The sequence below is a fragment of the Stieleria varia genome (assembly GCF_038443385.1).
In the GTDB taxonomy this organism is placed as follows: Bacteria; Planctomycetota; Planctomycetia; order Pirellulales; family Pirellulaceae; genus Stieleria; species Stieleria varia.
Window position 1 is genome coordinate 9,021,834 of the sequence record NZ_CP151726.1, and the last position, 21,579, is coordinate 9,043,412.

Annotated in this window: 7 protein-coding genes; 3 read left to right on the forward strand and 4 right to left on the reverse strand. The window is 56.5% G+C overall.

What is annotated here, in order from left to right:
* Positions 1-109 precede the first annotated feature (109 nt).
* On the forward strand, positions 110-9,796 hold the full coding sequence (locus Pla52nx_RS30530; RefSeq protein WP_197454465.1) for a DUF1583 domain-containing protein: 9,687 nt from the start codon (positions 110-112) through the stop codon (positions 9,794-9,796).
* 163 nt (positions 9,797-9,959) lie between these two features.
* On the opposite strand, the gene Pla52nx_RS30535 is transcribed toward Pla52nx_RS30530, so the two are convergent.
* The 3 genes from Pla52nx_RS30535 to Pla52nx_RS30545 are packed head-to-tail and all read right to left on the reverse strand — an operon-like array spanning position 9,960 to position 16,888.
* Entirely contained in the window at positions 9,960-12,593 is a 2,634-nt protein-coding gene (locus tag Pla52nx_RS30535) for a CehA/McbA family metallohydrolase (protein ID WP_146519455.1), read from the reverse strand.
* 4 nt (positions 12,594-12,597) lie between these two features.
* Positions 12,598-15,354: a CehA/McbA family metallohydrolase gene (locus Pla52nx_RS30540; protein WP_146519454.1), complete on the reverse strand. Its 2,757-nt coding sequence runs from the start codon at positions 15,352-15,354 to the stop codon at positions 12,598-12,600.
* Positions 15,344-16,888: a CehA/McbA family metallohydrolase gene (locus tag Pla52nx_RS30545; RefSeq protein ID WP_146519453.1), complete on the reverse strand. Its 1,545-nt coding sequence runs from the start codon at positions 16,886-16,888 to the stop codon at positions 15,344-15,346. The genes Pla52nx_RS30540 and Pla52nx_RS30545 overlap by 11 nt, the downstream gene beginning before the upstream one ends.
* Before the next feature lie 117 nt (positions 16,889-17,005).
* Here Pla52nx_RS30545 and Pla52nx_RS30550 point away from each other — a divergent pair, with 117 nt between their 5' ends.
* On the forward strand, positions 17,006-17,491 hold the full coding sequence (locus Pla52nx_RS30550) for a thioredoxin family protein (protein WP_146519452.1): 486 nt from the start codon (positions 17,006-17,008) through the stop codon (positions 17,489-17,491).
* A 409-nt stretch (positions 17,492-17,900) separates the two neighbouring features.
* Here the strand turns inward: Pla52nx_RS30550 and Pla52nx_RS30555 are convergent, their stop codons facing one another.
* A complete protein-coding gene (locus Pla52nx_RS30555) occupies positions 17,901-19,670 on the reverse strand; it encodes a hypothetical protein (protein WP_146519451.1) in 1,770 nt (589 codons plus the stop codon).
* Positions 19,671-20,359: 689 nt separating this feature from the next.
* On the opposite strand from Pla52nx_RS30555, the gene Pla52nx_RS30560 reads away from it, so the two are divergent.
* On the forward strand, positions 20,360-20,965 hold the full coding sequence (locus Pla52nx_RS30560; RefSeq protein ID WP_146519450.1) for an HNH endonuclease: 606 nt from the start codon (positions 20,360-20,362) through the stop codon (positions 20,963-20,965).
* The last annotated feature ends 614 nt before the right edge of the window (positions 20,966-21,579 follow it).

Sequence of the window (21,579 nt, forward strand, 5' to 3'; positions counted from 1 at the left end):
ATTCCTTACAAAAAATTCTTGGCCTTGCAGCCCGCAAACGTTGCATTCGGACAGGCCAGCGGTTCCGATAGCGTATCCGAATTGTCCGTCCTGTATGGAAAATCTACTGATGGTCGCAAAACGATTTCTCGAATTTCTGGTTTCGCTCGCTTTGGTGATGCCAGCCGTCATCGTGACGGCCCAGGCTCCCGGTGATTCGGCGGCGGCCGATCGCGAAGCGCAGATCGCCGAACGATTCATGCAGGTCTTACTACGAAGACCCGTCCCCGGAACGGCACTCGACCGCGTTTATGGGTATCACGTTCAAGCCGGTACGCTCGACGCGACGCTGGAAAAACTCAAAACTGATATTGAAAGCGGTGGCGACGACGCGGGCGCGAAGGCCATGTTGTTGGGGCTGTTGCAATTGCAACGCGGTGCCGACGCCGAAGCTGCCGAATCGCTCGGTCGTGCCGAAACGTTGAGGCCTGACGATGCGATGGCAAGCTATTACTTAGGAAAGGCGTTATTATTAGTCGGTCGGGGCGAAGCGGCCGCAGCAGCACTCGAGCGGGCCATCGATCGCAAACCTGCCCGCAACGAAGCCCTGCCCGTGTTCACCGAACTGGGTCGACTTTATGGGCGGAGTCAACAAACCGATAAGGCGCTCGCGGTTTGGAATCGCCTCGAACAATCGTTTCCCGGCGACACCCGCGTCGGCGAACAGATCGCCCAAACGTTAGCCGAAGAAGGTCAGAACGAAGAAGCCCTCAAGCGGTATCTCGAACTCGCCAAGAAAACCTCCGCCTCGGGTGACGCTCGCGGCATCGGTTACCAAATCGCCGCCGCCGAACTGAAACGACGGATCGGAAAAGCCGACGAAGCCCTCGCGGACTTCGAAGCGATCTTGGGACGACTGCGGCCGTCGAGCTGGTTACATTCGGACGTCCAGCGACGCATCGAAGCCGGATTCTTGCGCAGCGGCGACTACGCGGCGCTGGCCGATTACTATGCGGACCAACTCGCAAAACAACCCGATGCGTTGGAACTGCGGATGCGGCTCGGCCAAGTCCAATCCAAAGCAGGCCTGTTAGCGGACGCGGAAAAAACACTCGTCGAAACGGTCGAGTTGGCACCAACCGAAACCGAACCGCGATTGGCGTTGATCGATTTGTATCAAGCGACCGCCAAGACCGCCGATGCCGCTGAGCAATTGCGGGTTCTCGTGGAACAGGATCCCGAGAACCCGGATTACCTGATCCGGCTCGGGAACACGATCCTGGAGGACACGACGAAGGACAAACCGACACGTCAAACGGACGCCGCAGCGGTTTGGAAACAACTCGCCGATGCCCGTAAGGACGACGCGGTCATCACCGCGCAAGTCGGCGACCTGATGCGGCGAATCGAGTGGGTCGATGACGCGATCGCGATGTACAACCGGGCGATCGAATTGGCTCCCGATCAACCGCAGTATCGCGAATATTTGGGCGAGTACCTGCATCGACTCGATCGCAAAGACGAAGCGATGACGACTTGGAATTCGATCGCCGAAGGAGAACGGGCGACGCGAGACAATTTCATTCGTTTGGCCGAAGTCCTCAACACATTCGATCATCCGGACAAGGCACTCGACGCATTCGCTCAAGCCATCGAGCAGGACCCGACTTTCTCGCATCGGCTCCGGTACACCGAATTGTTAACGCGTGCGGAGAAATACGACGAGGCGTTGTCGCAACTCGATGCGTCGGAGGCGGCCGCTGAAACGCCGGAAGAACGCGAACAATTGCTGCGATCACGGATCGGCGTTTACGCCAGCAGTGGAACGTTGGAGGAACGGACTGCCGAAGCGTTGAAAACGGCCGAAACCTCGGGAACCGCCCAAGATTACCGGCGATTGGCGTTGATGTTGGACGCGTCGGCGAAAACCGACGAGGCGGTAGCCGCGATCGAATCGGCGATGAAAGCCGAGCCGGCCGACATCGCCGCCATGGAGGTCGCCGCCGAATTGTATCGCAAATCATCTCGCTCGGCCGACGCGATCACGGTCTATCGGCGTTTGGCGGAAGTCGATTCACGGTTCCTGCCGAACTACTTAAAACGGATCGCGTCCTTGCACATGGAGCTCGGCCAAGTCGAATTGGCTTTGGCGGCGGCCGAGGAATTGATCCAAGCCGGTCCGGGCAATCCGGAGTCGTACCGGTTTTATGCCGAACAGTGTTTTCGCGTCGGCCGAGACGACGAGGGCATCGAAAAGCTTCGCCGGGCCCTCCGCGCGGCCCCCCGTGATCGCGATGCACGCCGAGCACTCGCGTCGGCGCTGGACGATCGGTTCCGCACTGACGAAGCGATCGAGTTGTACTGGACGTTGTTGGAAGACAACGACGATCTGTCCGAACAACGTGGTTTGATCAAATCGCTCGCTTCGCTCTATGGCCGCAAGGGAGACTTCGATCGACTGATCAGCCGACTGGAACTACGGGGGCGTGAGTCGTCCGACATGCGCACGGCGACGTTGTTGATTTCCGAAGCCCATCGTTCCATGGACGATCTCGGTGCCGCCCGGATGACGCTGGAACCGTTGTTGGCCGAGAATCCTCGCGATGCGGAACTGATCGCGCAATTGGTCGAGTTGTCCGAAGCGGCCGACGATCTAGACACCGCGCTGCAATATCAAGCTCAGCTGACCAAACTCGCCGATACACCGGAGAACCGAAATCGTGAACTGAAACTGTTGATCAACAGCGGCCAGATGGACCGCGCCGAAGCGACGCTGCAGCGGATGCAGGCGGTTACCGATCCGCTTGCGATGATCGACATCATCGACCGATCCTTGATCCGAAAGGAAGGCGAGTCGGTGGTGCGGTTTTGCAAGCTGGCGTTGGAGAAAGATCCCGGTCTGTGGGAAGTCCGTCCGCGTTTGATCGCCGGTTTAATCGAAAGCCAACGCTACGACGAAGCACTCGCGGAGATCGACACGGTCCTTGATCTTGATCTGCCTGAGGACACACTCAGTGAAACGAACAAAGACAAGATCGAGAAAGCAAAAGCTCGGGCACGGGCTTCAGCGACAACCTCAAACGCCATTTTACCGAACCGCAACTCCGACGACGGGTCTCAGTGGATCAGTTACGCCAGCGGCATGTCTAGCTTGGCCCGATATCACAAACTCGGCCAGTACGCTCGCATGAACTTCGTCTCGTCACAGTCATCGGGAATAGATCCCCGAGATGTGTTGCACGCAAAATTGTTTGCGGAAACGTATCGCATGATCATCGCGTCCAAGCAAGGAAAGCTTGATGAGTTTGTGACGACCGAGGGATTGGATGACGAGGACAAAGTGAACTCAACCGACGATGTCGAGTGGTTGAAGTGTTTCTATCTGTTCTCCTCGTTTCGCCCATCGTTGGAAACGCGACCGACGCAGCAAATTGATCCGAAGCTGGAAACGGTAACTTGGAAATTGATCGAACAAATCCCGTCGTTCCGGCCTAGTATGCTCTACCGGATTCTCAGCAGCCGCGCCAGCCTCCGATCACGACAGTCGCGACCAGGTGCGTCCAACGTCACCATCGAACCTCTCAGCGATGAGCGAATCGAGTTCATCAGAGAAATCGTGGCCGAATTTGACGAAAAGAACCTCGCCGGCAACACGATTCAAGGCTACACCGCGGCGTACTTTTACAACGAACTCAAAGAATCGGGCCGTGAAACCATGGCCGCGAGCATTCGCGAATCGTTCCCGATGTCGACCGACACCTTCCAGCATGCGATGGCGTCATTATCCATCGCCGCCCGGTTCCAGGACACGGACAAGGCCGTCGAGTTACTCGATAGGGTAATCAAGAATCTGCCCGGTTGGGCGTCGACGATTTCGGAGAACGACGCTTACTCGATGAGCCGATCCGCGACACAGCTCGCCAGCATTCCGGAGATTGATGAAGCGACCCAATTGTCCGTCGCCGATTTGACGATCGCGCTTCAAGCGATCGTGAATCAGAACACACGCCGGTCCCGGCTGTCGGCATCTTCGTCGCTCGGCATGGTCAATACGTACTACAACCGCAAGGGTTCGTACCAACAACTTCAGCTTCAAGTCCCACTGGCGAGCGATCGACTTCCACCGAATCTGGTCAGCACTCTTGCCCAGTCCGGCGTTGCCAATCCCGGCTCAGATCTTTTCAAGAAGGCGATACGGCATTGGCAGGACAGTGACCCGGTGATGGCTGGGCATGGTTCATTGGCCGCTGCCGAACAGGAACTGCGTGACATCTTAGTCGCCTATTCCCATTGGTGGGGCGGCGAGATCACGAAGACCTACGATGCGATCATCCAACTGTCAGAGGCCGACCCGGAGGACAACGATTGGTGGATCGAGCGGGCCCGTTTGGCGGCCGAGTTGAAGATGCCCGAAGCCTCGCTAGAGGCACTCGATTCGATTAACCCGACCGACCAATCGACACTGCAGATCCGCGAACTCGCGGCGATGAATTTGGCGTCGCAACTCGGCGATTTGGAGCGAGCCAAAACGGCCGCACAGCGACTCTTTGGCATGCGACTGGACGTGCAAACCGAACTCGCGTTGGCCGACCAGTTGACCCGGTTGGGCATGCGTGAAATGTCGGCCGCCGTGCTGCAGCGATCACGTCGCCGGGGCGGTCAATCGGTCAGTGACCTGTTATCGCTCGCCGATCGTTACGTGACCAACAACGATACCGACGCCGCCGCCGAGATCGCGTACAGCGCGATGCGAAAACTCAATCGCGGGGGCGAGTCTAATGAAGATTACTATCGCCGCCGAGCCGTCGAAATGTTGCGCCGTGGCGGACGTTTGGATGCCATCATCGAGATGGCGGAGAATCGAGTCGCCTCCTCGTCAACATCGTTGTCTCTGAAGTCCGAACTGGCTCAACTTTACACCGCCGCAGGTCGCAAAGACGACGCCGAAAAGGTCTTCAGCGAGATCGCTCAATTGGAACCCAATGACCCGAAGACCTTGTGGGAAACGGCCAATCGTTTGCAGTCCGCAGGCAAGTACGATGAGGCAGCCGCTAAATTTGCCACGGCCGCTGTAAAGGAACCGAGTTTGCTCAGCAATGGCTACTACGTGATGACCAATTGCATCCGCCAGGCCAAGGACCGCGAACCGGCGTACAAGGAATTGATGGGCCTCAATCTGCAATCCGTTCAAGGCTACATGCTCAGCCAACTCGTCGATATCAATCGCGGTCGCAGCGGCACTCAAACGCCGGGTCCGTTTGAAAAATCGTTCCGCGAGAAAGTGTTGAAGGAGTGTCCGGTCGAGGATCTCGATAGCGTCTTGCGGACCATCATCGGCGATGAACAGATCATGAAATCCGAAGCAGTCGTCGATACGGTTCGGAGAGTCCTGACGAGCGACGAGATGTTTGATCCGCTGAGTCAAATCTGGCAACGTGGTTCCTACGGAAGCGACGGACGCTTTTACGGGATCATCGAGCCCTGTCTGCAGATTCTCGGCAATCACAATCAGCTCCGAGCCGAAATCCAAGCCGCCTTGCGTCAACGTATCGAAAAGGCAAATGAAAAAGATTCCAAGATCGGATCACCGATCGCTGAGATGATGTTGGTCGCCACGCGGATAGGCGATGAGCCCGAGTCGCAATACCGGCCGACCTTGGATCGCATGATGAAAATGGGACACGATCAAATCCCATATCAATTGTGGTGGCAGATCGGCCAAGTGCTCGAAAAACAATCTGAGCTGGCGAAGATCGCCGTTGAAGTATACGAGAAAGGCATCGCCGCATCGGAAGGCAACAATACGATGCGTCAGTACCAATACTCGATGCATCCTCGCTTGGCGGACGCCTATGTGGCCGCCGGAATGAAGGACAAGGCACGCGAGAAACTATTGGAAATGTACGCCAACACGGACCACAGCGAAGACAACCAAAGTAACCCCGGCTATGGCGACTATCAGGACTTGCAAGCCTTCAAAAGCATCGCTAGTCAACTAGTTCAATCGGGATCTTACTTATCGGCCATTCCGATCTACGCCGAGGCCTTGTCTAAACCCGAACGGTTTCAGGCAGCAAAGAATTGGGGCGGCGTCGATCAATACCAATCGTTCTTTGAGAAAGAACTCGCCTCGACCCTGAAAAAGTTGAACGAGAAGGATTTCGCGGAATACTTGTCGCTGCCGCCAATCGAAATCGAAACTGAGTCGGCCGTTGAAAAACCCAAACCAGCAGCAAATCCGGTCGGCCCGTTTTTGAGTTCCTCGGGATCGACTCCAACCGTCAGGAAAGAGCGAGAATTCGAAACCGGGTTCGCGCTCTGGCCGATGCCGCTGACGACAGACTTGGAACCGTCGCAAAGCAGTGTCGCGGCGATCGTGACTGGGAAACTCGCGGAGTCCGAATCGGGCCGCGAGATGATGACCGAATTTGATGGAGAATTGGCCGAACGGCTGAAGCAAACGCCCAAGAACCCATCGCTCGTCGGCATGCGGGCGTTGATCGCGATCGCTACGCAAAAAGACACTGCACCGGAGCACTTCGAACGACTATGCGAACTCGTTCCTGAGGTCGAGTCGCAGAGCAAAGCCTTCATTCCCAACCCGAACGTTTTGGCGTTGGTCTCACCCGCATTGGTCGGAATGGCATGCGACGATGAGGAAACCAAAGTTGCAGCCGAGCGTTTGGCCGACCGTTTGTTCGCGTTGGCCAATGCGTCGGAACGAAAAGGGATCGCTGACGCGTTGGCGCTCGCCAAGATCCGATATTCCGGAGGCGATGCCGATACCGAGGAAGGCAAACTGGCGATATTACTGGCGTTACTGGATCGCGCCGCACCCGCTACGACGCCGCCGAAGGTACTTGGTGCGGAGGCGGCGGAAGATTGTGTCCGTGTGGCTGAAACGGCCGTCGCTGCGGACGCTTGGTCGGTCGCGATCGATGCGATCGGCCGGGCGTTCGGTGGCGGTCCCCCACTGCGAACGATCGGTGGCGATGGCGCCAACGGAACATTCATGTTGCAAACACGCAATCGTTCATCCAACCGTGAACCCAACGCCAACGAACTCGACGCGATGATCCTGCGGGTGCACGCAGTCTTGGAAGCCATGTCTCCCGAATTGGAGAAAGATCATGAATTGGCCGAGTCCGCGTACGAAATCCTGACCTACGTCGTGATGCCAATCGATCGAGAGAAAGAAGTCTTTCCGTACCTGTCAGATTTAACGCGTCGCACTCCAAACACTTCCTTTGCTATTGATGATAAGGAGGATGCCTCCAACTATGCCGGTGTCGCTCAAACGCTCGTCGCCGCAGCCAAGGCGACCGGAAAGCTAGACGATTTGATGTCACGTTTGACCAAGCGAAGAGAGACGGTCTTATCGAAGCCACTGATCGATTTCGTCGCCTTCGAAATCGCCGCCGAACAAGACGATCAGGTGATGCTTTCAAAAGCTATCGATGATCTATTCGCTTCATGCGGCATCAATGACGCATCCGCCCTCGGGGTCACAGACCAAGTTGACGCGGCTGCCCCGTCTCCGGCAACGGACATGTCTGCCCGTGCGAGTTTGGACAATCAAGCGATCGCCAACGTCCTGTTGCTCGTTGCGTACCGGCTAGAGGATCGTGACGGTCAGACACCGCAAGTTCGGGCGATCTGGCAGCATCTGTTGCAACTAGCAGGCAAAGACGCAGCCATCGGTCAAGCGATGGCCCATTGGCGTCGCATCATCGACAAGACCATCCGCAACGCCGACCTCAACGACGATGAAGTCCGAGATTGGATCGAGTTGTATCTCGACAGCGTTCGTCAGTTCTATTCTCGCTACAGTCAACCTGGCTTGGCCGAACAACAGGCCGCCAACGCATCGAGCAATCTGACTGGCTCCGCATTAGCCAGTGGCCGGTTTCTGATCGCCGCAGAATTGTTGCGACCGCAGATCATCGAATCGCATCGGCGGGCCAACTCAGGCAACAGCAATTTCTCGACGTTGGCAATCGCCGATGCCGATGCGCAAACGCGATTCGAGTATCTTTCCTATCTCTTGTTCGGTGATCCAGATCGCGAAGTTGCCGGCGAGGGTTTGATACCGATGGTCGGTTACGCGGTGTACGCAGAGCCGCCAGCGGCTCTCGCCGATGCCGCGCCATCGTTAGCCGAAGCACGCAATCTGGTCATCGCTGCCGACGATTTCCCGCTTGAGTCGATCGGTTTGGCGTTGGCGGTCGCGGCCGCTCAATGCGGGCAAACCGACGCGTTGATCGATCGAATGAGTAAGTACGTCGTGACACCCGGTGACGAAGTCGACGCCATGATCGGACTCGCGTTGCTGAAAGACGGTCGCAACGACGCGACCCGCGAAGTCTTGAACCGGGTGACCAAACGACTGAAAGAAACCGTGCCGACGAAGAAAGTCGATTCTCCGATGCCGCACGAATCAGCAATTCTGGTCGTCGGCGCATTTGAAGTCGAATCGATGCGTGAGCTTGCCCGATCGGCCTATCAAGACTTGGTCATCCACGCACGAAACTGCCAATTGGGTAACAAATTCGGTTATTACAACAAAACACTCTCGCGGATCACCGATTCGTTCGCTTCTGCCTCGGCGACTGACACCCGAATGGATCATTTCATCGCTTATCAAACGCCTTTCGCCAGCCTGCCGGTCAGCAAACGAAACCTGCCGAAGTGGGCCGCCAGCGAAGGGCGGTTCCTGTACGGCGGCGGGCTGGACGTGAATTTGATGATGCTAAAATACCCGCTTGCCGGTGACTTTACCTTTCAAGTCATCCAGCGACCGCGTCCCTATGGCGGTTTCTCGGTGACCGCGAATGGGGTCTCGTTTGCGGCCCAAGAGTACAATCAGTCGGCGATCGCTATGGGTTTGATTGGCCGGGGCGAAGTGAAGGGCGAGTACACCACTGGCGAGAAAAACATGCCGTTGAAAATGGAATTGGTGCATCGGGGTGAGGAAGTCGTTTTCCGCGCAGGCGGTCAAGACCTCTTCACCGATGATCGCGCGGCCGCGTTCCCGTTCGTGGGTCTGTTCATGAAAAGTTATTCCATCAGCGAAGCGTCTGATATCGTCATCTCCGGAAGCCCAACCATCCCTCGGCAAGTCGATCTGTTGCATCCGAGGTTGCGGGGCTGGTCGTCCCACATCCTCAGTACTGCCTTGCCCCCGCTGCATTTGCCACTCACACCAGACCAGAACGCCAAATCGCTCGAGAAGGAACGGCTCGAGCTGGCCGAGCAAGCAGCTAAGAGTTTAAGATGGCGCGCTGTCGATGGTGAACTGCAAAGCCGCACACTCGAGGAGGGATACAACCAAGCCGTCGCGTCTCACGTGCATTACCAACGGCCGCTCCTCGATGGCGAAAGTTTGACGTATGAATTTTGGTACGATCCCGAGAAGATGGAAGTCCATCCTACGATCGGCCGTGTCGCGATGATGGTACGGCCCAGTGGCATCCAGCTCCGTTGGCTGTCGCAATCGAACTCGCTCGAGTCCCGTGCCCATCCAGGAGACTCTGCCGATCCGACCGCGCGAGAACGCGAATTTGATCCCGACGAGAAACTCATTGACGGCAACTTGACGCTCCACCCCGGCGATTGGAACACCGTTCGCTTGACAGCCAAAGGTGAACAAGTCGTCATCACGATCAACGATCAAGCAGCCGCACGGGTCGCGATGGCGTTGGACAAACGACCCGGGTTGCTGTGCGAGAAAGAGCGTCAGTGCCGAGTGCGCAAGATCACACTCTCGGGTGACTGGCCGGAAACCTTGCCCGACAACTTGCTGTCTCAATCCGAATAGTTCACTCACTCGTTCCCAGGCTCCTGCCGGCCGCTGAGATGCGCCCATAATGCGAGCCTAAGAATTCAGGGTCCTGCGCGAAGGAGCTATCTTTCGCTGCTACGGCGGCCGGCATCGGAGGCTTTTTGCGATCGGAAGTACGCTCGCGTGAGTCTTGGAGCTGCTACTTTGTTGCTTGATCGATAAGGTCGGAGAACACCTTGCGAGCGTGCGCGTACGCCGCTTCAGCTTCCGCTTGCTCGTCTGGTGCGTAAGTCGCCTGTTTGGACTTCCAGCATTGCTCGACACCGGCCAAACACCATCGCATGCTGTCGACCGACCCGCGAACGGGCTTGTCATCGACGACGACATAGATCGGATTCGTGTGTGCGTTGGGAAAGGCACGCACGGCTACCCAGCTGCTCTGTGTCAGTGGACGCTGAAACGTGACGTCGTGAACCATTCCGTTGGCAGGAATCGATTTGGACTCAACCGGGTATCCATTGACGATCAACTCAATGGGTAGATCTGGTTCACCCTCAAGTTTTGCTCCGGCTGTGACTCGGAACGTCAGTTCCCCGCCAGACGTGATTCGCATCTCACTACCTTGCTCTCCCACGTGCGTGGTTCCCTGAGATGCCGCGTGAGTTGCCGAGAAGTCAAGGAGGTGACAGTTCCCGTCGCTGACGTAGCTTCGTCCTTGGGCGATCGATTGGACCCATTTGTCGAACGTCAATTCTCCGTCGACTTTGGCATACACTCGACCGATGCCGACACGCTCACCGCTCATGCAGGGAAAGTCGGTTTCGCCACTGACCGCGACACGAAAACCGCTGTTCAGCACGTGGTACCAAATGTTCCACTCGGCGACACGCTGAGTATTCATCGCAGAAACAAAGTCCACGGCTGGAACCATGTCTCCGTCTGGTCCGGGAACATGATGAGTGACATCGACAATGAACTCATTAGCACCGATTCCGTCGAAGGCGGGGATGTTGAAATTGGGGAGATCATGTAGGCCATCTTTTCCATCGGTGCCGGGAACACGTCCGACAAAGCGGCTCAATCCAATCGATGAATGAGCGGGGCCGCAGACGGCACCCTGTTGTTTGGCCCAACGCAACGTGTTCAGACCCAGGGTTGGCCAGTGGTCTTTTGATTCACCGCCGGGATAAATCTGCTGCTTCAGGTTCAATAGATTCAGGTGTCCGGACATGTGTGAGCCGAAACCGGAGACTTCTACGTCGTATCGCAGTGTGTAGGGATACTGCGATTGTTCCGCGACCTCGCCAGTAAAGAATCGTTTTTGGTAGTCAAAACAGGGGCCCCATGTGAGGCAGCATCCGACCTTCAAGTCTTCGCCCATGATGTGGCGGATCATGTCATGGGGCTGCACACCTTGCGTGGGATTCTCGTAGTGCAAACACCCCGCAGCGTGGATGTGATGGTCTCCCGACCACCAACCGGCCAGGGCGGGATCGATCCAGCGGTTGACGCGATAAACCAGCTCCGTTGGCTTGTCTGTGACCGTCAGTGTCTTGATTTCTGGGATGGTCTCCGGGCCACGGGAGCAAACGATCTGGTAGGTATCGGGTGGCAAGGAGATAGACTCACCATCACCACGGTAGATGTGCCTTTGAAAGAAGAAATCGGGCGCAAGACGCTTTGACTGTGCCGGATAGATCCGCCCCTTGGAATCACGAATCTCAAACTTGCCAAACCCGGGTTGTCCGTCGGCATCAAAGACACGCAACGTGACGGTTGTCGCTGGCATGCAATCGAATTCAACGTTCAGCTTGCTCCATTCCGCGGAACGCTGTGCCGAGTACAAATCGATCCAGTCGATCCGCATCGTTCCTGGACGTACCAGTGGATCAAGTCGAACGCCTGCCAGATTACCGTCCACCGTGAACGAAACCTCGTAAAGATGTTCCTTGCCTTGCTCGATGACAAAGTTGGTTTGCCGGTCCCCGCTGGCCTGCGGTCGGTCTTCGGTCCACCAAAACAATTGTCCGATACCACCCACATCGGATTTCGCCCAGAAACGTAGCGTCAGCGGACCACCACGCCCTTTCACCTCAGAGCCGATAAAGGGATCTTCACCGTCGGAAACGAAATGCAGCACGCCGTCCTTTGCGGTGATCTCGCATTGGTTCATGGCTTTCCAGCCGTCGGTGCCCTGATCAAAACGCCATTGACGGATCAACTCGCTGTCAGCTCCCGAACCGCGACTGACCGTGAACTCTAACAACGCACTCTTGTTGCCGGGATCGCGGCTGTAGATCTGCAGGATTCGGTATTCAAGTTCCAGGCCGCCCAGGTTGGGCCGCATCGGCTGTCCTTCATACGAGGAAAGCTGCATCCATCTCGATTCGACTTCGCTCGCCGGCGCATGGGGAAGCGGTGCGGCATTGGGGCTCTCGACCAGTAACCGCCCTGTGATCCCCGGCTTGTTGATGACTTTGACCAAGAACGTTCGCCAGCCTTGTTCCAGCAGGTTTGTGGTCGCCGAACCGATTGTCACCAACGGAGGGCCGTCGTCTTGGATGTCAACGGTTGCAATGCAATAGGGATCGAGCAATCGCTGGACTTGTTGGGTGACGTTCGCTTCGTCCTCCAGCGACTTCAGCTTCTTCAGCTCTCGCAATGTCTCGGCATCGAACGGATTGCCGACCACGTCCATCGCTTCGGTTAATCGGTGAATCTGCGCAAGCAACGGCTGTCGTGGAACACGCTGCACATCGGATCGTTCCTGACCCGCCGCCGTGGAAACGACAACGCACGATAGACTCAACAGTACGGAAAATAGAATTCTCATGGATTCAGTTCTCAACGGATTGGTGTGCTCGTCGTGGTTCGGCATGAATTTGAATATCGGCGGTGGCTCGGAAGCCCAGATCCTGAGTTCCCTGGCCGACGTCAGCGACCAAACGAACCTCACGCAGTCCCTCTTCGTGTACCAAGATCTCGACGACCTTGAACTCATCGACGGCCCCGGTGCAGTAGACTGACGAGAAAGGGCTGTCGATGACTCGGATATCACACCAAGTTGCAGCCTGCGGCGGATCGGCAGTGATATCGATTGCCTGAATCCCCAACGGCGCTGTGATGCCGGCCGTATTCTCCAACTGAATCAAAAAGCGTTGGGGTCGCCCCTGAAGCAACTCGATACGCTCGCGTTTGGCAGAAATCTTGACGCGAGATTCAGGGTTCACCGATGCAGCCAACCACGTCAGCGGCGCCAATGCGTCGCTGAGCGTACGTTGCGAATCACATTCCGAGATCGCCCGGAGCACACTCTCGGTCTCTCGCGTGTTCCCAAATCGACGGACGACATTCGCAAGACGTTCTTTCGCTTCCTGCAGCGATTCATCACGACTGCGAGCCGATCGGGTTTGTTGCCCGAGTGACCTAAACATCGCGACACCTTGCTCGATGTAGTCGACGGCCTCGTCCTGCTGAGCGACATTGGCGAATCTGCCCTTGGCTGCGATCTCAACGGCGTGCATTCGCATGCGTTCCGCCCAGTACTGGGCTGCAGCGGGATCCAGTCGTGGTCGCGCATCGACCTGGACGTACACCGGACTGGTGTGGGCCACACCGGGACCCGTGATGACATTGAAATCGCCGAACCCAAACTCGGACCGTCCATCGGTGCGGTTGCTGCAACGGGCGACAATCCAACGGCTCTCACTTGCTGCGATGGACAGTTCGATTTCTGACGTCAATCCATCGATGACTTTCTCTGCCAAGACCTTCCCGTTGGAGACAATTTGAAAACGTCCGATGGGATGACGAGAAATCACTTTCGCTTTGATTCGCAAATTGTCAGTGGCACCGGTGTGAATCACGTCACCGATCTCTGCATCATTGACGTTGAGAAATAGCAAAGGACCTGAAGTGGTAAAGGTGCGACCGCGACGAATCCCTTCGATCCATTTTGCGTAGGTGAAAGGCCCGTCGACTTTCACATATGCCCGTGCGATGCCAAGTGTTCTTGCCGGGTGGTCGCTGCCGTTGGTCAACGGCAAACGAAATCCGCAGTCCAATAGACGGTAGTACATTTCCGGTTCCATCTGGTCCAGCGAATCGGTGGCATTGTGGATGACATTGACGGGAACGTCTTTGTTGCCTCCCGTTCCATGAGCCTCAATGCTGATCCCGCCTTGGTCACGGCACGCGTCAATGGCTGTTCGGTTGATGGGATAATCCAGCGAGTCCGGGCCGGCAATGATCGAACCGGTTCCGATCGGCTGAACCAACCAGTCGATATTCAAAAAGCAGAGGTGACCGTACAGATCTTCGTTGCGGTACTCTTCGCCCATTTGGACATGGAACTGGGAGTTGCTGAACTCCGCGACCGGTCCCATGCTCGATTGTGACGGCTTGATGAACGCCTGATTTGCGTAGCGTTGCAGCAGAGTCAGATTATTGGCCACTCGCAGGTCTTCCGCTCGCTGAACCATCGCCAACAGTTCAAGCGGTTCGTCGACGTTCCACGCATTGGTGACCCAATGCACATGGGTGTCGCCCGAAATCCAGCCTTGCTCGGCCATGTCAACGATTCGGTTGCACTCCAGTTCCAGCTCGCGAATCTCGCCGGCGTTGAGATCCATCTCGACCTTGCTTGGCAAATGTTCAAAGCCTCGCTGGACCTCGACCGAAGTTCGCCCTGGCGGCACCTTCATTTCAAATCGACCGGCGGTATAGAAAAAGGTTGTCTTCTGCCAAGTTCCGATGGGCGGATAGATGATCGGTTTGTCGGTAAAGGTCGAATGCGTGGCGAATTCACCACCATAGCGACAAACGCCGTCTTGGCATTGCACCGTCACGCGTCCGGGAACATCCCGGTCTCCTTCGCGAACGATTCCACGAATCACAGCCGGTTCAACGACGGTGACTGGAACGGAAATGCTGCGTCGGGACCCTTCGCCGGGTGGTTGTTCCAGCGATATCTCCAGTCGATCAAGGGATTCTGATTTCTGCTCGGGGCATAGACTCGTCAGCAGTGTCATCTCAGAACCCGCAGCCACGCGAACGTAGTTCGGTGGCTGCTCGTCGGCATACGAATGTATCGGAACGGCGCGGAGCGTCAGGTCTTGATCGCCGTGATTGTGGATGATCGTCAACAGCGGAGACGTCAACGAACGACAAATCCTCAGCGGTGAATCCGTGTCGCGAAGCGAAACAGAGGACTCGTTCCAGTCGACGTGGATGGCGGGCAGCAAGTTCTCCAGACGACGACATAACTCGGTCCTCTTCGACCGCAAACTTTCCATCGGCATCGCACCAGGATTGCCGTGCACGACTTGGTGTTCGGCCACCGCTTGCGCGATCAACTCGTCCTTGAGAACATTGGGCCACTGAGCAACCAACGTCGTGAACAATTGGAAATACTGATCCGCTTCCGCGACGCGGCGTGACAGCGGTGCCTTTTCACTCGACGAGTTCGCTGGAACACTCGTGTGTCCTTCATGTGCCGATGCAGCCATGTCAAAAAGGTGGCAGCAGCTCAGGACGGTCAACACAACAACCGTTGGCAAGAACCGAATGTGTCGATAGCGATTTCTATTTGGCATTGGCATTCTCGCGTTTGCGGATCCAGAACTCTCGAGCTTGCAAATGCCACCGCAAGACCGAGTCTCGCTGAATTGCATTGGGCACATTTGCATTGACGCGTTCGATGCGTTCATTGACCCAGTCAAGAAAGAATTGCGTCGAAGTTCGACTGACCCGTGTCTTGACGCTATCGCTCTCGATGTACCAGGGGGCCGTGGACGCGAATCGAAATGTATGATCCACGTCGGCGATGGCTCGGACCAAAATCCATCCGGGTTCTGTGATGGCAATGCTTGTGTTGAGCGGCTGATCGACCAACTCTTCGCACGGTATTTGCTTGATCACTGCACCATTGTGAACGACCTCGACACTGGACACGGGATCGTTGGACGTCAGTTGCAGTGAAATCTCTACCTGCAAAGCATCCTCTTGCAGGGCGAGCACAGTTCCTGGCCAAGTATCATTGATTGCCACTCGCAGCAATGGTCCGTTGGTCACAAAACATCGCCCCGCCTGCAGTCCAGCGAACCAGCTATCACGAGTAAATGGCTCGTCTGCCAAGTGGACATAGACGCGGTTGTAGCCCACGGGGTTGGGCAAGACACCCGATGCACTGCCGGCAGATGGCGGAATGCGAATTCCGGTGTTCAACAGGTGGTAGTAGATCTCTTGCGACCACAGGCCATTGCCATGAGGTCCCGGCAATCGCTTTGAATCACGGGGACGTCCCCAAGCCTCATTGTTCAAAACACTCGTTCGGTGCATGTGATTGTGGGCCAGCCCCATCGAATTCATGTTTCCGCTGGCCAACCAAGTCGGCATGTCCCACCAGAACGGTTTTTCAACATCAACCCAGACACCCTGGTTCTGCTGTCTCGCTTGTTCAACAAACTGCATCGGCGATGGAAATTCCCGTGATTGGACAGACAAGTCCAACTGTTTGTTGAGACCGAAGTACAGCAGCGCTCCGCCTTCCCGCTCATCTTCGCCGGCTTGGGAACAGTAAATCCTGTCCTCGTCAAACCGAAACTCGGTCTGTTCGACCACGATCGCATCAGGGGCAGGCGTATTCCACCAGCCGATCACGGGAGCAAAGTGAAGATCCTCCGCCAGCATCAACTCCTTGATCTCGGTGATGGGGCGATGAACATGCAGATCGCCACCGACCCAGCCTTCCTCTTTGAGATTTGCGATGCGTCGAAGTGTCTTCGATACATCCGTGGTCTTACCCGATTGCACGAATGCGTCGCCGGACAACCTTGAATGCTCTGGCCCGCGCTCGATCTGCCATGAATAGCGGCCTGGGGGCACGGCCACGTCGGCAGTTCCTGGGCAGACAAAGTGGTTGTTCCAATAAGGAAAACGATCGACTTTGACCGACTCGCCTTGTTCGTCAAAAAGGTGAATGCGACACGGCAACGATCGGGACTGTTCGTCTTGGATTTTGAACTTGATGACACCAGGGTCTTGAGCAGACAGTGTTTGCGTCCCCGCGATGAGCAGCGCGCCAACAGCAAGACTGAAACGCATCAGATGTTCGGATAATATGTTCATGTTTTGGCTTCATTGAAGTAGCCCCCCGGCACTTGAAGGCTGTCGATTATACTTTAAGCCGTTTACTCTCGGCCGAAGCTCCTTTCATCGAGTCGTGACCACGCAGAGGCAAAGTGAATGGCTATTCGCAACGCTCCGTTCACCCGTTTCCGTTTGATCACGCTTTTCGTAGTCGTCGCATTGTCTGCCGCTGTGTTTCTTGGCGTCGATCGTTGGCTTGACCGACGCCCGATCCCGTGGCGCGATTATTCACGGACAACGCTCAACCAACACAAAGACGATGATCGCCCCATCGTGGTTTTTCTTGGAGCAGGTTGGGATGTGAATAGCACATACGTTCGCAGGGTCGCGTTTGAAGATCCGTCGTTGAAACGACTATTCCGTAGGCGTTCTGTCGTTGCATACTATGCCGACCTGACGGCACCGTCACCCGACTCGATGGAATTGCTTCGGCGACTCGGTACACGTTCGACACCCACTGTTGCCGTGTATCCAAATGGAACGTCGGAGGATCCAGTGGTGCTTCAAGGGATCGTGTCAGCAAGTCAAATCATGGAAGCGTTGAAACCGATCTCGTCTGGCATACCCAATGTTGAAGGGTAACCCATTCGAACGACGCCAGAATACGATCGCTCTTTAGTCACCACAACGCAGGCGTGCCGTTTCAAGTAGAATCCTTCGCGAAGGAATGGGCGGGCGACCAAGCGGGTTACAATTCAGAAAACTTCGTCGGCTCTTGGGTGTCAAACGAAGCTACTACCAGCATCACCGACCCTCAAGTCAACTGTTCGACACAATCAACTGAGTTTGCCAAATCAATCATCGGGCGTCATCCTGCGGACCAGGATGGCTACGTAGATGTTATAAGCCCTGGTCTTTATGGGCCGACCAATTTTCGACACATTTCCACACACACTGCACAAACACCGCGGTTGAAAGGTAGCAGTGGATAAGAACCGACTCAAATGAATGCCGAAACATTGAGTCTATCCCAAATTGGAACAGCCCAGTTCTATGCGGCGTTGCCGCTGCGTTTAAGTTTCTTGCGGAGTCGACGGCGTTCGGACTTGCTCAGGGAGTCCCAGTCGATTCCGTCTGGATCGAGCGGGTCGCCGTCTGCGTCCTCGTCGGCATCGTTGTTCGCTACGTCTCGGCGTTGTGCGACGCGTTGCATCAATGATGGTTTGCTACGCTGTTGCGCGTACTCGGCCGCATTGGCGGCTTCCTCTTCCTGCTCCTCGTCACCGCCATCCATGTCGGAGTCATCATCGGCTTGCTTCTTTCGCGAGAGCCAGCCGAACAAGCCCTTCTTGGGTTTCGGCGCGGACTCTCCGTCGTCGGACAATAGCTCGTCATCGACCGCTGTCGCTTCCGGTTCTGATTCGTCTTCTTCGTCGAGTTCCCGTTTGGGACGCATGCGAAAGCCGGAGAAGAGGCCCCCGCGACGTTTCGTTTTGGGGGAGTCTTCTTGTTGCTCGTCGTCGTTTTCAGCAGACGCCTCAGCAGCTTTTTCGTCTTGCTCGTCTTGTTCGTCCAAGTTGTCTTCGGGGTCGGGCTTGGCACGTCGCAATCCGAACCAGCGGCGAGGTGGCTTGGACTCGAACGCTTCCGTTGTCGGCTCGTCGTTCTCGTCGACGTCCTCCTCGACAGATTGCTTGCGAGCAACTGGCTGTTTGACAGAGGGTTGGCTCTGTGGTTGTTGGCGTTGTGGGGGCGGTGTGGATACAACTTGTCGAGACGGCTGACGCTCTCGCTTCTCCTGTTCGACGAGATCATCCTCGTTTTGCCGTTTACGCCAACGTGAGAACCATCCACCGGATGGTTTGTCATCGGATGCTTCGTCTTCGCTCGCCGTGTTGAATGAATCCTCATCTTCACGTTCAGGGCGGAACACGTTCAAGCGAGTGGAAAGGATTCGCTCCATGATCGGCTGTTCGGGCAGATCTCTTGCTTGGCGATACAGTTGCCTCAAATAGGCAGTGCAGGCGACCAACAGACAGGCGGATCCCAGCAACGGTGCGGCGATCACGAGGGTGCTGATCAACAGTGAGTCGACCGTGACAAACTGCCAACGGGCGGCTTCGGGAATGGCAAGCAGAGCCGCAGCAGCAATCATGTTGACCAAAGCGCCGCGACATCGTGCGACCTCTGCGATCAAGCGCATGGTCAAGACGGCCCCCCCGACTCCCAGCAAGATTCGCAGCCAGCCGGCTCCTGAGAGAGCCACCCGTTTTCCAAATACGGCATCGATCGCATCGCCGGTCCATTGAACCATTCCGACCTGGGCATTGATGCTGGCCAGAATCAACAAGACCAGCATCAGTCGCCACAATCGATAGTGGCCGCGGTAGTCGTCGTTGCGATAACGACGCAGTTGATAGATCAAAAAGGAAGCACCCGCAGTCAGCATCAATACCATGCTCTGGAACCAGCGTCCAAAACTATCGGGGCGATCCAGACGCAGTGCGCGGGTGAGTTCGGGGCGTTGGGCCAGTGCGGGCCAACTGACCGCGGCGTGATGGGCGAGCGATAATAGGAATCCCACTCCCAGCAGCACGGCGATCATGAGCAGCAGCGATCGACGCCGGACGGGAACCAGGGAAAACCAACGGGCGCGAAGCCGTCGATGAACTCGCGAACCGAACGCCTTGACCGGCTGGCGGGCTTCACGCAGTTTCAACGCAGCACGACGCTCAGCGGCGGTGGCCGACACGTCGGGCAAAGCCTGCGATTGGTACAAAACGCGGCGTCTGCGATCTGGATTTCGTCGACCGGGTGGCATCCGTGAACAGGCATTCCATGGGCGGCAGGCGGAAGCGACGCCAACAACGGCGGCGCTCAGGGACTTCTCTGTCGGGACACTACGGAAAACCGTGCCTCCGGGTCAACGGAAACGACGCGATGCTATCAACGAGTTCTGCGGGATGAGCGACCTAGGAAAAAATGAAAATTACGTGGAGTTTTGGCTTTCTGGGCTCCAGGAGATCGATTGCTGTTGGTGCAAATTCGCCACCAGGGGATAACTAGCCAACACCCGAAAATCGATGCGGAGTAGAAGCGCAGACGAGAAACGCAGAGGAGATTCAAGTGACTGAGATCGGGGGCACGGCTGTTGAGGAACAGATCATCAAAGATGGCGTCGTGGTTTTCGCCTGAAATCCGCTGTGGTGGGAATTCTGGCGAATCCCATTACGGGGTTCGGGGGCGAGTGTTTTGTTGATCCGAAAGTTCCGATTGGGCGTGACGGGGCGAACCTTGGCGGGACACTTGGGTGTCCCAAAACGGCATGGAGTCCCCCGTTGTCGGGCACTTGTCGGCCGAGTCCATCGCCACCGGTCGCTCGTTGCGGTCTACAATGTTTTGAAATTCAGGGACTCGTTCGGTTGCCCGCTACGCTGCCGTCGCGGCGGCTTCGTACGATCAGCCGAATCCATCTGACGCGTTAAACACAGAGAAGGATCAGAGGCGACGATGTCACAGAGTTTGTTGGACAGCAATGTTTTGATCTTGAACCGTTTTTACATGGCCATCCGCGTCGTCAATGTGCGTCGTGCGTTGACGCTATTGTATCGCGAGTGCGCGGAAGTCATCTGCAATGAGAACGGACAGTACGTCAGCTACGATTTTGAGAGCTGGTGTGAGATGAGTCAGTTGACGTCGGCGGAGAAGCAGCCGGGGGAGGACTACATCCAAGCCGTCGGGTTTGAGTTGCAGATCCCTCGCATCGCGCGCTTGACTCGCTTTGACAGAATGCCGATGCAAACGGTCCGTTTCAATCGCAAGAATCTGTTCGCACGCGACGATCACCAGTGCCAGTACTGTGGCAAGGTGGAGCCGACTCACAAGTTGAGCTTGGACCACGTGGTGCCACGTTCGCATGGCGGACCGACGACGTGGGAAAACATCGTCTGCTGCTGCTTGCGTTGCAATTCACGCAAGGGTGGCCGTACGCCCAAGCAAGCGAGGATGAAGCTGATGCGTACACCGAGCAAGCCGCGTTTCAATCCGTTGATGACGCACCCGGTGGACGATCCACGCTACGAATGCTGGAAGACATTCTTGCCCGCATCGGCGTAAGGACGTTTGCCGTTGGATACATCAGCCGCAGCGAGATAGCGTTTGGTTCACCCGGCAAAACAGGAGAACCGGGTGCTATCGCACTGCGGCTGATGCATTATCCGGTCTAGCCACAGGCCTGTGAGCCGATGGCGCTAGCCACGGGCCTGTGAGCCGATGGCGCTAGCCACGGGCCTCGAAGGGTTTCGTCAACACCATTAGGCCCGCGGCTAGCGGGCCGTTGATTTAGTGAGCCGCGACGCGTAAGCGGCCGGGCCTACCGCATTGCCCGGTGCCTTACGGCCCACGGCTCACCCTTGCGTTCCCAATTTCGATTAAATCAACAGGCCACTAGCGCGTCACGGCTCAAAGTTTGGTGTTGTCACGTCTTTTTGATGCCACTGTTTTATTCTCCGTGTCACCTCCACCAAGGAACTTGGGGGAGGTCGAGCAGAGCCCTTCAGGCGAATGCGAGGGAGGGGGCTCGCGCGCCGCTTCAGCACATCCATGCGTATTGCCCAGCGTAGGCACCCTCACGGATCTTGCTTCGCTCGATCCGACCTCCCCCAAATTCTCTGGTGAAGGTGTCAGCAGTCGCCTTTGAACGGGTCCGGCTTTCTTGCGCGTGGGCATCG